The organism is Rheinheimera sp. (assembly GCF_036782235.1).
In the GTDB taxonomy this organism is placed as follows: domain Bacteria; phylum Pseudomonadota; class Gammaproteobacteria; order Enterobacterales; family Alteromonadaceae; genus Pararheinheimera.
In genome coordinates this window covers 1-14,001 of sequence record NZ_DAIPZL010000021.1, presented here as the reverse complement: position 1 = coordinate 14,001, position 14,001 = coordinate 1, and the positions used below count along the sequence as shown (strand labels likewise).

Sequence of the window (14,001 nt, the reverse complement as noted above, 5' to 3'; positions counted from 1 at the left end):
TTTGCCACCAGGCCGGTCTATGGTCATTACTCTTGGTGCACTTTTTTTGGGTATGTCCCTTATGAGCAGTAAAGATCTGCGCTATCAGGCACTAGTCAACGCTTTTTATGCCGATTTATACCGTTATGCTTACTGGTTATGCCAGCACAAAGCCATAGCGGATGATTTAGTGCAGGAAACCTTTTTACGGGCCTGGAAACATCTGGATTCCTTGCTTGACGTGGCCGCTGCCAAAGGTTGGCTTATCACCATTTTACGAAGGGAAAACGCCAGGCGTTTTGAACGTAAACAGTTTGATTATCAAGACATTGAGCAGGACGAACTGCAGGATCTCAGTTCGGCGTCACCCGAACAGCAGGTTGAACTTTCTCAGTTACAACGGCTGATTTTGCAACTGGATGTGGAATACCGCGAACCTCTGGTATTACAGGTGCTGCTCGGCATGACAGGCGAAGAAATTGCCAGTTGTCTGGCGCTGAATCTGAACACTGTGAATACCCGGCTGTACCGCGCCCGTCATCAGTTACGCGAACTAATCAAAACCAAAGATTTAGAGGGGCATCAGCATGGATGAACTGGAATTTCGTCGTCGTTTATTCAGCGATCCAAGTGCTGGCGACACAACGCTGCAACAACATATACAACAGGACAGCGCCAAAGCAGAACTACAACAGGAGTTATTACAACTGGATGCGGCACTGCACAGGGTAATGTATATCGAAGTGCCTGACGATTTGCAGGCCAGATTATTGCTGCAGCAACAAGTGAGCAGCTACCGGCAACAACGCAGGCGTAAACAATGGTTATACGGCATAGCGGCTTCAGTCGCTCTGACTCTGGGGCTGGTGCAACTGCGCTTTGAACCACTGCACTTTGGGCAGGATCTCGGCAGTTATGCCCTGGCGCATGTGTATCATGAAGCCAGTGCCTTGTTGGAACACAATCAACAATTACCGCTGGCAGAAGTGAATCAGCTGATGGCCTCTTTTGCCGGCAAGCTGGAGCAGTTTGACGGCAAGGTAAGGTATGCCAGATTTTGTCATTTTCGGGGGGTGCGCTCTTTGCACCTGATCCTCGATAGCAAAGAAGGCACAGTGACCGTCTTTGTCTTGCCAAAAGATCACGGTTGGCAAAACGCAGGCTCTTTTGCCGATGACAATTTTCATGGCCAAAGCCTGGCACTTGCCGGCGCAGATCTGGTGCTGGTCGCCGCAAGGCAGCAGCTGTTGGCGCCCCTGGTTGATAAGGTGCAACAACAATTCAGCTTCGCCGTGAAACAACAGAGTTAAAGGCTACCAGGTTGCAACTGGTAGCATCTGTTGGTGTGCTCGCAGAAAAGCACTGGCTGAAAACGCACGCCCTTGTTAGCATGTGCCGCCGCTCGCCTGCTGCAGTTTTTACCCTCACTGCATGACAACTCAGAACCTGAGCGCATGAACAACGATAAACAAAATCAATCACTCAGATGAGGTCGTTATTTTGGAAACGGGCACTATTCTCGCACTGGCGATTTATTTCGCCGCTATGCTGGCCATCGGGCTTTATGCTTATCGCCAGTCCAGCAGTAATTTATCTGAATATATGTTGGGTGGACGCAAACTTGGCCCCGCCGTCACGGCTTTATCGGCCGGCGCTTCGGATATGAGCGGCTGGTTATTGATGGGATTACCCGGCGCTTTATATGCACTGGGCATTTCACAGATCTGGCTGGCCGTTGGTCTGGTGATTGGTGCCTGGCTGAATTACCTGTTATTGGCGCCAAGGTTCAGGGTTTATACCGAACATGCCAAAGACTCTATTACCCTGCCCGATTATCTCGAGAACCGTTTTGCCGACCACACCCGGATGTTACGGCTGATTTCGGCACTGGTAATTGTGGTGTTCTTTACGCTTTATACCGCATCAGGTGTAGTCGCCGGCGGCAAGTTATTTGAATCGGTGTTTGGACTGGATTATTTCTGGGGCCTTGCGCTGACCGCTGGTGTGGTTATCGCCTATACCTTGCTCGGTGGTTTCCTCGCGGTCAGTATGACTGACTTTGTACAGGGTATTATTATGTTTGTGGCACTGGTGCTGGTGCCCGTGGCTGCACTCAATGTGGTTGGTGGCATTGGGCCCGTGCTCAGCACTGTAGAAAGCCTGAACCCGAACCATTTGGATATTTTTACCGGCACCAGCGTGCTTGGTATTATTTCGTTATTGGCCTGGGGTCTGGGTTATTTTGGCCAGCCGCATATTATTGTGCGTTTTATGGCCATTCGATCGGTAAAAGACTTCCCGGTGGCACGCCGTATCGGTATGTCCTGGATGATTATTTCACTGTTAGGTGCTATTGCCACAGGTTTTGTCGGCATTGCTTATGTGCAGCAAAGTGGCCAGGTGCTCAAAGATCCGGAAACTATCTTTATTCAGCTGTCGCAAGTGCTGTTCCATCCTTTTGTTGGTGGTTTTTTACTGGCGGCTTTATTAGCTGCGGTCATGAGCACCATTTCCAGCCAGTTGCTGGTAACGTCCAGTGCTTTAACTCAGGACTTTTATAAAACATTCTTAAATAAAGCCGCCTCAGACAAACATCTGGTGATGATGGGCCGCGCTGCCGTTTTTGTCGTTGCCGTGGTTGCTATTGTCATTGCGCTGGATCGCAGCAGCTCTATTTTAAGCCTGGTTGGTAACGCCTGGGCCGGTTTCGGCGCCGCTTTTGGCCCAATGGTACTGATGAGTCTGTACTGGCGTAAGATGAATCACTGGGGTGCACTGGCCGGTATGGTAACAGGCGCTGTAACAGTGCTGATCTGGGTGTTCAGCCCACTAACCATCGATGGTAAACAACTGGATGATTTTATTTATGCCATGGTCCCAGGTGTGTTGTTCTCAACCCTCGCCATAGTACTGGCGAGCAAACTCACTAAAACCCCGGATCAACACCAGCAGCGTGAATTTGACCTGATGCTGCAAAAGCTGAACTCATAACCACAATAATACTCAACCCGCAGTTTCGACTACGGGTTGAGCCAAAAGCAAATTGCGCTAAATTTTTGTTCCCTAGCAACAGAATTCTTTGCTACATTGCTTGCCAGAATACCCTGTAAGGAACTGTAGTCTGTATGTATTTTTATGCCGCCCGCCAGCCCATTCTGGATCGTGACAAAAACCTGTTTGCTTATGAGTTATTGTTTCGTGACGGTCTTGAAAACGTTTTCCCGGACATTGATGGTGATGAAGCGACGTCAAGGATGATTGCCGGCAGCCAGTTTAACTTTGGTTTGGATGACTTTCTTGGTGACAAGCTGGGTTTTATCAATTTCACGCTGGATACCCTGCTGAAAAAATTTCCTTCCATGTTGCCAAAAGAACAGGTGGTTGTCGAAATATTAGAGACAGTTCAGCCCGGTAAAAGACTGCTGGCCGAAGTACAACATCTGAAAGAACTGGGTTATGTTATTGCTCTTGACGACTATATCCATCAGCCGGTCTGGCGACATTTTTATCCTCACATCGACATCATCAAAATAGATTTTCGTAGCACTTCCCCCGAGATCATTCAGGAAGTGCTGCAGGCCACAGCTCCTTTTCCAAACATTAAGTTGCTGGCTGAAAAAGTCGAAACCAACGAAGAATTCCAGTCGGCCTTAAAAATGGGGTTTAGTTATTTTCAGGGTTATTTTTTCTCCAAACCTGAAATGTTACAAAGCAAGGCTTTGTCGCCAGCGCAAATGACGCTGGCCGAATTGTTGTATGAAACGTCAAAATCTGAGATGGACCTGTCGAAAATCACCACTATTTTTGAACGCGACGTCAACCTGTCCTATAAATTGCTGCGTTATTCCAATTCAGCCATTTTTAAACGCCGTTCAGAAATTGAAACCATCAAACAGGCGCTGGTGGTACTAGGCCAATATGAGTTAAAAAAATTCCTGTCGGTACTGTTTACCGCCCAGGTCAGCAGTGAAAAACCGGCTGAATTGATGCGTCTGGCGATGACCAGAGCCAAGTTTGCCGAAGGGATCGCCCAGCTACATCGTAAAACTGATGTGGCCAAAGCTTTTTTAACCGGCATGATGTCGCTGATGGACGCCATTCTTGACGAGCCAATGACATCGGTAATGAGCAAGTTACCGCTGTCAAAAGATATCAAAGACGCTTTGGTGGATAACCAGGGTTTATTGGCGGAATATCTGTCATTGGTGAAATGTTATGAACAGGCGCACTGGCAGGATGCAAACAGTGCTATCGCCAGACTTGGTCTTGATGCTAAATCGCTGCCCGATGCTTATCATGAAGCAGTGCAATGGGCCAACGAACAAATGCGGGCGCTTGGCGACGCTTAATCACAAGCACAGAAAAAAAGTGAAAAATGCTGTTAGTTGCAGCGGTAAAAAAAAACCGGTCAAGTGCAGGCTTGAACCGGTTTTTTTATTGCGCATCATAAGTTGCAGGCAGTTAAGGTTCTGTCAGATCCACAAGCCAGCCCAATCACAACATCAGCACTTTGCCTTGGTTAAAAACTGACAAAACCACTAATTTTTTCCGCCAGTTTGGCACCTATTCCTTTGACTTCCGTCAGTTGTTGCTGATTTTTAATAGGACCATTCTTTTTAATGTATTCCAGAATGGCCTGCGCCTTTTTGGCACCAATGCCCGGAATTGCTTCCAGTTGCTCCTGACTGGCCTGATTAATACTGAGTTTATTCGCACTTGTTTTAGCAACATCGTTTTTGCTGTCGCTGGCATTTACTTTCGCCACCACTGCAGTATTTTGGGTGGCCAGCACCGGGTTCAGACTGATGGCAGCAGCAACAACCAGGCCTGCGAATAATAATGATTTTGCATCCATGTGACTTTCCTTGTTTGTTTGTCCGGTATTACAATACGGAACTTGGATTGTTCCGCTGTGCCTGGTTGACACTGCAGCTTGATTGCAGCGTCAACCTTACAGAAGATAGTCAATTTATTTTCATTAATTTAACTTTTTATATACTTTTAATTTTCTGTTTAGCGTTTTTTTAGATTCAGCTGCAATTAAGAGTTTGTACTCTACGCTGATGTAATCATTGTCTGTGGAGGTATGTCATGAAATATCTGGCGTTGTTGTTACCGCTTGTCACGGCTTGTACCAGTTATTCCCAGCAGTACCGGGATCAATATCTAATGGCCACTGTCACTTCAGCTCAACCTGTGTACCGCACCATTGAAGTTCATAAGCCCAAACGTGTTTGTGAAGAACGCCAGGTGGTAAAACGCCACGCAGATTCTGCAGCACCTGCTATTGTCGGCGCTATTATTGGGGGGGCCTTGGGAAATGCCATAGGTCATAACAGCTCCAATAAAAAAGTAGGCATGGCCGCAGGTGCGGTGTTAGGTGGTGCAGTGGGTCATGACATAGGCAAGCAAAATGGTACAGACGTGATGCATCATGAAACCGTTTGTTATCAGGCCGGTACTGAAGTGGAATACCAAAGTGTCATTGACGGTTATCAGGTGACTTATCAGCTTAATGGCCGTGAATACACCACCTTAATGGACAGAGATCCTGGCCCACAAATGCCGGTGTATGTAGAGCCGGTACGCTCACGCTAGTAGTAAACTACGTTTGCCCCTTGCTATTTTAAGATAAATTTATACATCAACAGACCTGCTAAATAGCAGGCCATTACCGCCGCCAGAGTGCGGTTGATTGTCATAAGGAATGCACATGCGGGTATTGGTGGTAGAAGACGAAACATTATTGGCCGAACAGGTTAAAAACCATTTAACCCAACAACAGTTCAGTGTCGATGTGTCGCACGACGGCACTGATGGCTTTTTTAAAATCAGTGAATATCCCTACGATCTGGCCATTATTGATATTGGTTTACCCAAGATGGATGGTTTGTCGTTGATCCGAAAAGCGCGGCAACAAGATATCAAAACTCCGATCATAGTTCTGACCGCCCGTGGCAGCTGGCAGGAAAAAGTACAGGGGCTGGATGCAGGTGCGGACGATTACCTGACCAAACCTTTTCATGTCGAGGAGCTGCTGGCGCGATGTAATGCACTGATCCGCCGTGCCGCAGGTCAACCCGACCCTACGCTCAATGCCGGACCTATCAGCCTGAACAGCAGAACACAGCAGGTATTCTGTCAGGGTGCCGAAGTGCCGCTGACCGCTTATGAATACAAAGTGCTTGAGTATTTTATGCATAACCCAAGCAAAGTAGTGTCAAAAACTGAACTGACAGAACATATTTATGATCAGGACTTTGACCTCGACAGTAACGTTATTGAAGTTTTTGTACTGCGGCTTCGGAAAAAGCTCGACCCGGATGGCGAGCTAAAACCCATCGAAACTTTACGAGGCCGTGGTTACCGTTTTAACCTGGCCGTGAATTGATGATGTTATCGCTGAAAGTCCGGCAGGCGGTGATCAGCCTGGTGCTGATGCTGTTTTTACTGCCGGTTTCATTTTTTGCGATAGAAAGAGCTTTTCTGGCTCAGCTGCTTACCAGTACAGAACAAAAGCTTGAAGTACATCTGTATTCGTTTTTAGCCGAACTTACCTCCAAAAACGATATTCTGGAAATTAATAACAGTATTTTACCGGCCGATTTTTTACGGCCGGATTCCGGTACCAGTGCTTTTATTGTCAGTGAAGACAAACTGTTATGGCAATCCGATTCCTCACTGAACCAAAACTTCACCCCACCGCAACATGAAATGCTGCCCGGCAAACACGAGTTTGTTGCCATTGAACAAAATGGCCAGCTGTACTGGACTTTGTCTTTTGCGCTGTTATTTGATATGGGTGAACGCAGCATGCCGCTGACCATTCATATAGTGCAGGATCAAAAGCTGTTGGATGCGCCGGTACAGAGTTTTCGCAATACCCTGGCGCGATGGTTTATCGGCATAGCCGCAGTGCTGCTCTTGGTGATGCTGCTGGCTTATTACTGGACGACAGCACCGCTGTCTGCGCTGGATCATGAGATCCGTCAGGTTGAAAGTGGCCAGCAGCAACAGCTTAATGGCACCTACCCTCTGGAGCTAACCACCCTCAAAGAAGACGTCAATTTATTGCTGGCCAGTCAAAACCGGCAAAAACAACGTTATCGCCACCATTTAAGTGACTTAGCCCATGCACTTAAAACGCCGGTGGCTGTGCTGAATACATCGGCACTAGCGCAACAACCAGAGCTACGTGAACAAATTGACCGTATTACTGCGATGATTGAACATCAGCTCAAACGTGCCAGCAGTTCAGGCCAGGATGTCTGGCAAAAACAAATTGCCATTGCCCCTGTGCTTAGTCAGTTACAAAATGCCCTACAGAAAATATATCAGGACAAAAACGTCAGACTACAAATTGACCTGCCGGCTGGGGTAATGTTCAGAGGCGATGAAACAGATTTAATGGAAATGCTCGGAAATCTGCTCGACAACGCCTTTAAAGCCTGCCAGCATCAGGTCAGAGTCAGTATCAGCCAAAAGCCACTGCAAATCGCGGTAGAAGATGACGGACCAGGCATACCCGAGGGTAAAACCAAAGAGCTGCTGCATCGCGGCACCCGGCTTGATACCTATAAAGAAGGTCATGGTGTTGGTTTGTCCATAGTGCATGAACTCTGCACCTCGTATTCCGGTGAACTGCACATTGATCGCAGTGAGCTGGGCGGTGCCAGATTTCAGCTGTGTTTTGCCGAACACCAGTATTAGTCTGACACGAAAATTTGCCAGCTATTTTGTGGAACTCTATGAAAGCATTACCTATTTTTATATTAGCCCTGCTGTCGTTTCAAAGTCAGGCAGCCAGCAGCTGTGCCGACAAACGTCAGTTTCAGATTGAATACTCACGCTGTTTGGATCAGGAACTGGAAAAAACTGAACGTGAACTGCACACCTGGGAAAACAACCATTTATTCAGGTTACAGGAGATGGAACGCAGCACAGGCCGGGGCGATCCACTCAGAGTGTTTCAGCGCTCTCGGGAAACTTTTCAGAAATTCAGCCGTGACCATTGCCGCTGGCAATATCTGGCCTTGATCCCCGACAGTCAGGCCGGTGCCGGCGTTTATAAAGAATGTATGATTGAGCAGCTGCAGCAACAAATTGCCGTGATGAAGAATATCCGCTATTAAGGCTGAAATACTGATCTGCAGCAACCCATGCTGCGTATCAGTACGCTGGATCTACATAACTATTTTCTCAGCCAGACAGGACTTTTCATGAATCTAAACAACGCGGTGATCAGGATCAAAAACTTACGGCTTCGAACCTACATCGGCATTAAAGATGAGGAAATTAACAACAAACAGGATGTTGTCATTAACGCCCGCATTGAATATAGCGCTGTGCAAGCTGCTGACACCGACGATATGGCTAAGGCACTGAATTATCGCACTATCACCAAAGATATTATTCAGCTGGTGGAAAACAACAGATTTTCTTTATTAGAAAAACTAACCGCCGAAGTGCTGGCCATTGCCTCTGCCCACCCCGCCGTTAAATTTGCTGAAGTGGAAATCGACAAACCTTATGCATTGCGTTTTGCCGATTCGGTGTCGTTAACCTTATCCGTTCACAAAAAATAAGACGAACTATACTCATCAGGTGACAAGGCAGAGGAGCCAGTGCATGCGGATTTTACTGACAGGCGCAACGGGTCTTGTTGGCACGGCGCTGGTTCAGCTGTGGCAACAGCAGCATCAACTGACGGTTTTAAGCCGCTCCGCCAACAAAGTGCAACAAAAGTTCGGTACCCTGGTTAAAGCGGTAACCTCGCTGTCGCAAGTTGATTTTAATCAGATTGATGCAGTGGTGAATCTGGCAGGCGAATCTATTGCTAACAGGCGCTGGAGCACAGAGCAAAAACACCGGATTTGTCAGAGTCGCTGGCAGCTTACTGAGGAGCTTGTCGGCTACATTCAGCAAGCCAGCACGCCACCACACACTTTGTTAAATGCATCAGCTGTTGGTTTTTATGGCCGTCAGGGCAGCGACAGCATAGACGAAAGTTATCAATCTTATTACCCTGAATTCAGCCACGACATTTGTGCACGCTGGGAAAACCTGGCCAACAGAGCCAATTCAGCACAAACCCGGGTTTGTATTTTGCGTCTTGGCATTGTGCTGGCGCCAAAAGGCGGTGCTCTGGCCAAAATGCTGCCCGCTTTTAAGCTCGGGCTTGGTGGCCGTATCGGCAACGGCGAACAATATATGTCGTGGATCCATCTGGATGATGTTTGCGCAGCTTTTGACTTTTTATTGCAGCATCCGGAGTTAAAAGGTGTATTTAACGCCACAGCACCTATGGCGGTCAGCAATAAACAATGGACCAAACTGCTGGCAGAGCGTTTGGGTAAACCCGCTTTGTTGCCGATGCCAGTTGTGATGGTGCGGTTATTGTTTGGTGAGATGGCCGATATTTTATTATTTGGCCAGAACGTTTACCCCAAACAATTGTTAGATGCAGGATTTCATTTTAAATATAATCAGCTGCGCGCTGCATTACAGGCCTTGCCGCTTTAAAGCAGCAAGCTTTTAAATGAAAACATCAGCGCTTAACAAGGTCCATAAACAGGTCTAAAACCCAGCGCTTTCACTGCGCATAAAACAGCATCACTTAGCTGAGACGTCTGAAAAAAAGCCTGCAACTGCAGGCTTTTTTTGTGACACAACAGCGCTTGAGTTTTAGCTTAAAGCCCGGCGCAACAATACCGGCGTTGGTAATTGCAGCAGATGGCGCAGCAACAGCCAGCCCAAACCACAAATTAACGCCAACCCCAGACCCGGCCCTATCCACCACAAATTAAAGTGCAGCGAAAACGGCAGCTGGAATAACCGCATCTGCACCACAGCCAGCAGCACTTCAGCCAGCAAGGTTGCAAAAACACCTGCCATCAGCCCTAAAGCCGCAAATTCGGCCAATACAGCTTTACGCAGAAACACCGTTTTGGCGCCTAAAGTTCTTAATATGGCAAGCTCCTGCTCGCGCTGCTCCAGTGTTGCCTGAACCTGAGCCACCAGCACCAGCACAGCAGCAGCAAATACCAGCACCAGAATCACCGTGAGTGCCAATGAAACCTGGGCAATAATGTCGTTGACTTGTTTAAGAATATTATCAACAGACAACACTGAAATAGTTGGGAAACTACGTGCCATGTCATTCAGTAGTGCGGTTTGTTGTTTTGGTAAATAAAAAGCCGTCAGATAAGTCGCCGGGAAATTCTGCATCAGATCCGGTGATAAAATCATAAAAAAGTTCGGTTGCAGGCTGTTCCAGTCAACTTTACGGAAACTGCTGACCGTTGCGGTAAAAGGCTGACCGCCCACCGAAAAACCAATGGTATCACCAAGCTCCAGCGCCAGTCTTTCAGCCAGTTTTTCCTCAACAGATACCTGGGCTTTATCTTCAGGACCAAACCACTTGCCAGCCACTATCTGATTATTGGCAGGTAAGGTATTGAGCCAGGTCAGATTTAACTCGCGGCCTATGCCTTCCCTTGTTGTACCAGAATTTGCGGAGCCGGAATTCTGGGTATCGCGACGAGCGGCTACTGTGTTGTCGGCAATATCCGCCTGCTGTTCGCCTTTTTGCCGTTCAGGGTTTGCTTGCGCTTGATTTGACTGTTCAGGATTTTGCTCACGGCCATCAGACTCAGGCAATTTTTCATTATTGACCGTCAGAACCCGCCCAGACACCATAGGATAAAAATCCCCGGCTTTGAGCTGGTTGTCCGTTAATAAACGAATAATTTGCGGTTTTTCCGCCTCGTTAATATTGACCAGAAACTGATTGGGTGCACCAACCGGAACCTGCTGCTGCCACTGCGAAATCAGCTCTGCACGCAGAAAATACAAAATCAGCGTTAAAAACAGCGCCAGACTAAAAGTAATGAGCTGAAAACTATTAGGCCATAACCGGCGTCTTAAGTTGGCGAGCGCCAGCTTTAGCGCACTGCTTTGGCCCGCCGCCATGGGTTTGGCAAGCCTCACCAAAACAGCCGCCATCCCCAGCAATAAAGCAGCAAAGGCAAGACAAAGCACAAATAGCCAGCAGGATAACCACCAGTCCCCGCTAAACAGCCACATCAGCAACCAGATAGCCAGACCACCTGTGACCAGCTGCCACAGATCCAGCTGAAAACTTAAAGCACGCTGGCGTAGTACGTTCAGTGCCGGCACAGCAGCCAGCCGCCAGATAGGACGTGCCGAAAACAAAGTTGCACAAATCAGCCCCGTTAAAGCACCAAGCCATAACGGCCTGCTACTAAATTCCGGCCGGTAATCGCCAAGCCAGACTTCAATAAACCACTGAGCGCCGGAACTTGCCAGCTGGCCAAGCAACAAGCCGGTGATGATACTAAAGAGACTGACCATCGCCAGATGACTGGCGTAAATACGCCTGGCCATGGCTGTGGTGGTGCCAAGCGCTTTAATCACTGCCACCGCCATCTGATGGCGTTGACTGTATTGACTGGCCGCAACTGCCGCAGCGCAGGCGGCCAGCACTATGCCTAATAAACCAGCCAATAATAAAAACTTTTCAGCTCTGTCAAGCGCCGAGCCCACCGCCGACTCACGATCCAGACTCTGCCAGCGGTCATGCACCGTCAGCAAAGGTTTAACCTGCTGCTCCAGCGTTTTAAGCGCACTGCCGTCGCCGGCAAACTGATACCGATAACCAATACGACTACCTGGCTGAACCACCTCTGTGGCGGCTACATCATCCACATGCATCAGCACCCTTGGGGCGTTACCAAATACACTAAGCGGCGCATCCGGCTCTTCGGCAATAATGCCGCCCACCACAAAACGGCTGACCCCAAGCTCCAGGCTGTCGCCAATGCCGATATTCAGCAGCTGTAATAATCGTGGTTCCAGGAATACCTGATTTTTAACCACAGTGTTGCTGATTTTGGCATCCGCCTGTTCTGAACTTTTTAACTCCAGACGCCCACGCAGCGGATAGCTTGGCGACACCGCTTTGACACTGACCAGCTGCATCAGATCGCCGGCAAACACCATGGTGCTAAACTGCATTTGTTTGGCCGTCTTCAGCCCAAGCTGCTCGGCGCTTCGAAATATCTCATCATTAAACGGCAGACTGGAGCGCAGAATTTTGTCAGCGGCAATAAAGTTACTGCTACGTTGTGACAATGCCGAGCGCACACTTTCGGTAATACCGGTCAGACTCACCACAGTAAAAACAGCCAGACACAACGCAAAAGCGATCACCCAAAGCTCACCGCGGCGTAATTCGCGCCAGAATAGCCTGGCGGCAATGTTAAGCCACATCACCCACCTCCGGCTTTAACTCTGTTAACTCACCTGCATGCATATTGAGCTGACGCTTGCAACGTTGGGCCAGCTGCGGATTGTGGGTGACCAGCACCAGCGTGGTGCCTTGCTGCTCGTTTAGCGCAAATAATAAATCTTCAATTTTGACGCCTGTGGCCGCATCGAGGTTAGCCGATGGCTCGTCAGCAAACAAAATGGCCGGTTGTGTGATAAAAGCCCGCGCTATCGCCACTCTTTGTTGCTCGCCGCCCGAGAGCTGACTTGGATAAAAATCGGCGCGCTCTGTTAAACCAACATCAGAGAGCAGTTTACTGCCCCGGGCTGTGGCATCTTTAATACCGGCAAGTTCGGCCGGCAAAGTAATGTTTTCCAGCGCGGTTAAGCTTGGCAATAATAAAAACGACTGAAATACAAAACCCACTTCTTTGGCGCGTAGCTGGGCTCTGGCGTCATCGTCCAGCTGATGCAGCGGCTGGCCTGCCAGATAGACTTCACCGCTCGTGGCTGTATCCAAACCGGCCAGAATCCCCAGTAATGTCGATTTGCCGGAGCCGGAAGCCCCCACTACGGCGACTGTCTCACCGCTGTTGATTGTTAGGTTGATCTGCTGCAGGATAGTCAGCCTGGCATCTGTCAGCTGGACTTCTTTGCGTAAGGCTTTGGCTTGAATAGCAATCTTAGGTAGTAATGACATGAGAATTTTTTTCACCATCTTATTGGCTTGCTGCACTTTTCTGGCACAGGCACAACCACAAAAATTATTGGTCCTTGGTGACAGTCTCAGCGCCGGTTATGGCATGACACAACAACAAGGCTGGGTACATTTACTACAGCAACAACAAAACAGCTGGCAACTGATTAACGCCAGCATCAGCGGTGAAACCACAGCGGGCGGTTTAGCCAGATTACCCGAATTATTAAAAAAACATCAACCCGATGCCGTGCTGATAGAACTGGGCGGTAACGACGGCCTGCGTGGTTTCCCAATCGCACAGCTGGAAAAAAACCTCAGTGCCATGCTCAAGTTGGTCAAACAACAACAGGCCAAGCCCATCCTGATGCAAATACGGATCCCGCCAAACTATGGCCCACGTTATAACCAGCTGTTTGTCGATTTATATCCGGCATTGGCCGAAAGACATCAGGCTGTGTACTGGCCGTTTTTTATGGATCAGGTAGCCACCAAACCTGAACTGATGCTCAGTGATGGCATCCACCCCAACGAAAAAGCTCAGCCGATTATCCGCGATTTTGTGCTGCCGTTGCTGCTGAAATTGTAAGGAAATGAAAGTATTGCCGTGGTGATGTAAAATTGCCGTGGCTTAGCGCAATAAGCCAGGGGGCAAAATCTGGCCTGATAAAAAAAGCATAACATCAAGGCAATAAACTGGTGGAGCAATGTTTTGAGATTTGTTGAGAGACAGAATACACAGAAGATTTGGTGGAGCTAAGCGGGATCGAACCGCTGACCTCTTGCATGCCATGCAAGCGCTCTCCCAGCTGAGCTATAGCCCCATCGAGATTGTCGCCAACTGGATTCAGGCAACATGATGGTCAACAGAAGAAATTCCTAAGTGGCGTCCCTTAGGGGATTCGAACCCCTGTTACCGCCGTGAAAGGGCGGTGTCCTAGGCCTCTAGACGAAAGGGACATCCCAGGATTTGATAGCAGCGTGGCGTCCCTTAGGGGATTCGAACCCCTGTTACCGCCGTGAAAGGGCGGTGTCCT

General features: G+C 48.6%; 14 protein-coding genes and 2 tRNA genes. 11 read left to right on the top strand and 5 right to left on the bottom strand.

Translation table 11 applies throughout. From position 1 onward, the window contains the following. Positions 1–61: 61 nt before the first annotated feature. From V7P87_RS15800 to V7P87_RS15785, 4 genes are all read left to right on the top strand, one after another. Positions 62–574, top strand: a complete 513-nt coding sequence (locus tag V7P87_RS15800) for a sigma-70 family RNA polymerase sigma factor (protein ID WP_333798298.1) — start codon at positions 62–64, stop codon at positions 572–574. Beyond that, on the top strand, positions 567–1,289 hold the full coding sequence (locus V7P87_RS15795; protein ID WP_333798297.1) for a DUF3379 family protein: 723 nt from the start codon (positions 567–569) through the stop codon (positions 1,287–1,289). Before V7P87_RS15800 ends, V7P87_RS15795 begins: the two co-directional genes overlap by 8 nt. 190 nt (positions 1,290–1,479) lie before the next feature. Beyond that, positions 1,480–2,970: a sodium/proline symporter PutP gene (gene putP, locus V7P87_RS15790; protein WP_333798296.1), complete on the top strand. Its 1,491-nt coding sequence runs from the start codon at positions 1,480–1,482 to the stop codon at positions 2,968–2,970. 134 nt (positions 2,971–3,104) lie between these two features. Then, entirely contained in the window at positions 3,105–4,328 is a 1,224-nt protein-coding gene (locus V7P87_RS15785) for an EAL and HDOD domain-containing protein (RefSeq protein ID WP_333798295.1), read from the top strand. Between the two features lie 170 nt (positions 4,329–4,498). On the opposite strand, the gene V7P87_RS15780 is transcribed toward V7P87_RS15785, so the two are convergent. Continuing rightward, on the bottom strand, positions 4,499–4,834 hold the full coding sequence (locus V7P87_RS15780) for a ComEA family DNA-binding protein (protein ID WP_333798294.1): 336 nt from the start codon (positions 4,832–4,834) through the stop codon (positions 4,499–4,501). A gap of 236 nt (positions 4,835–5,070) precedes the next feature. Between V7P87_RS15780 and V7P87_RS15775 the strand changes: the two genes are divergently transcribed. The 6 genes from V7P87_RS15775 to V7P87_RS15750 all read left to right on the top strand — a co-directional run bounded on the left by V7P87_RS15775 (position 5,071) and on the right by V7P87_RS15750 (position 9,501). Next, positions 5,071–5,577, top strand: coding sequence for a glycine zipper 2TM domain-containing protein (locus V7P87_RS15775; protein WP_333798293.1), 507 nt, complete (start codon positions 5,071–5,073; stop codon positions 5,575–5,577). 115 nt (positions 5,578–5,692) lie between these two features. After that, positions 5,693–6,370, top strand: coding sequence for a response regulator transcription factor (locus tag V7P87_RS15770; protein WP_333798292.1), 678 nt, complete (start codon positions 5,693–5,695; stop codon positions 6,368–6,370). Then, positions 6,370–7,689 carry an ATP-binding protein gene (locus V7P87_RS15765; RefSeq protein ID WP_333798291.1) on the top strand — a complete coding sequence of 440 codons (1,320 nt, stop codon included), beginning with the start codon at positions 6,370–6,372 and terminating at the stop codon, positions 7,687–7,689. Before V7P87_RS15770 ends, V7P87_RS15765 begins: the two co-directional genes overlap by 1 nt. Before the next feature lie 38 nt (positions 7,690–7,727). Next, positions 7,728–8,111 carry a lysozyme inhibitor LprI family protein gene (locus V7P87_RS15760; RefSeq protein WP_333798290.1) on the top strand — a complete coding sequence of 128 codons (384 nt, stop codon included), beginning with the start codon at positions 7,728–7,730 and terminating at the stop codon, positions 8,109–8,111. An 87-nt stretch (positions 8,112–8,198) separates the two neighbouring features. After that, positions 8,199–8,564 carry a dihydroneopterin triphosphate 2'-epimerase gene (gene folX / locus V7P87_RS15755; RefSeq protein ID WP_333798289.1) on the top strand — a complete coding sequence of 122 codons (366 nt, stop codon included), beginning with the start codon at positions 8,199–8,201 and terminating at the stop codon, positions 8,562–8,564. A gap of 43 nt (positions 8,565–8,607) precedes the next feature. After that, on the top strand, positions 8,608–9,501 hold the full coding sequence (locus V7P87_RS15750; RefSeq protein WP_333798288.1) for a TIGR01777 family oxidoreductase: 894 nt from the start codon (positions 8,608–8,610) through the stop codon (positions 9,499–9,501). 162 nt (positions 9,502–9,663) lie between these two features. Here the strand turns inward: V7P87_RS15750 and V7P87_RS15745 are convergent, their stop codons facing one another. Then, positions 9,664–12,270: an ABC transporter permease gene (locus V7P87_RS15745; protein ID WP_333798287.1), complete on the bottom strand. Its 2,607-nt coding sequence runs from the start codon at positions 12,268–12,270 to the stop codon at positions 9,664–9,666. Further along, the gene (locus V7P87_RS15740; protein ID WP_333798286.1) at positions 12,260–12,967 is read right to left on the bottom strand and encodes an ABC transporter ATP-binding protein; all 708 of its coding nucleotides are present in this window, start codon (positions 12,965–12,967) and stop codon (positions 12,260–12,262) included. Before V7P87_RS15740 ends, V7P87_RS15745 begins: the two co-directional genes overlap by 11 nt. Between V7P87_RS15740 and V7P87_RS15735 the strand changes: the two genes are divergently transcribed. Further along, complete coding sequence (locus V7P87_RS15735; protein WP_333798285.1) at positions 12,966–13,553, top strand: arylesterase; 588 nt, start codon at positions 12,966–12,968, stop codon at positions 13,551–13,553. The two genes, V7P87_RS15740 and V7P87_RS15735, sit on opposite strands and share 2 nt — an antisense overlap. 159 nt (positions 13,554–13,712) lie before the next feature. Here V7P87_RS15735 and V7P87_RS15730 read toward each other — a convergent pair. Further along, positions 13,713–13,788: transfer RNA gene (locus tag V7P87_RS15730), tRNA-Ala, on the bottom strand. Positions 13,789–13,848: 60 nt separating this feature from the next. Next, positions 13,849–13,924 (bottom strand) — tRNA-Glu (locus tag V7P87_RS15725). Between the last annotated feature and the right edge of the window lie 77 nt (positions 13,925–14,001).

What these genes read in the sequence shown, in the direction of transcription:
- V7P87_RS15800 (WP_333798298.1), top strand. Translation starts at nt 62, where the DNA reads ATGAGCAGTAAAGATCTGCGCTATCAGGCACTAGTCAACGCTTTTTAT.
- V7P87_RS15795 (WP_333798297.1), top strand. Translation starts at nt 567, where the DNA reads ATGGATGAACTGGAATTTCGTCGTCGTTTATTCAGCGATCCAAGTGCT.
- V7P87_RS15785 (WP_333798295.1), top strand. Translation starts at nt 3,105, where the DNA reads ATGTATTTTTATGCCGCCCGCCAGCCCATTCTGGATCGTGACAAAAAC.
- V7P87_RS15780 (WP_333798294.1), bottom strand. Translation starts at nt 4,834, where the DNA reads ATGGATGCAAAATCATTATTATTCGCAGGCCTGGTTGTTGCTGCTGCC.
- V7P87_RS15775 (WP_333798293.1), top strand. Translation starts at nt 5,071, where the DNA reads ATGAAATATCTGGCGTTGTTGTTACCGCTTGTCACGGCTTGTACCAGT.
- V7P87_RS15770 (WP_333798292.1), top strand. Translation starts at nt 5,693, where the DNA reads ATGCGGGTATTGGTGGTAGAAGACGAAACATTATTGGCCGAACAGGTT.
- V7P87_RS15765 (WP_333798291.1), top strand. Translation starts at nt 6,370, where the DNA reads ATGATGTTATCGCTGAAAGTCCGGCAGGCGGTGATCAGCCTGGTGCTG.
- V7P87_RS15760 (WP_333798290.1), top strand. Translation starts at nt 7,728, where the DNA reads ATGAAAGCATTACCTATTTTTATATTAGCCCTGCTGTCGTTTCAAAGT.
- folX (WP_333798289.1), top strand. Translation starts at nt 8,199, where the DNA reads ATGAATCTAAACAACGCGGTGATCAGGATCAAAAACTTACGGCTTCGA.
- V7P87_RS15750 (WP_333798288.1), top strand. Translation starts at nt 8,608, where the DNA reads ATGCGGATTTTACTGACAGGCGCAACGGGTCTTGTTGGCACGGCGCTG.
- V7P87_RS15745 (WP_333798287.1), bottom strand. Translation starts at nt 12,270, where the DNA reads ATGTGGCTTAACATTGCCGCCAGGCTATTCTGGCGCGAATTACGCCGC.
- V7P87_RS15735 (WP_333798285.1), top strand. Translation starts at nt 12,966, where the DNA reads ATGAGAATTTTTTTCACCATCTTATTGGCTTGCTGCACTTTTCTGGCA.
- V7P87_RS15740 (WP_333798286.1), bottom strand. Translation starts at nt 12,967, where the DNA reads ATGTCATTACTACCTAAGATTGCTATTCAAGCCAAAGCCTTACGCAAA.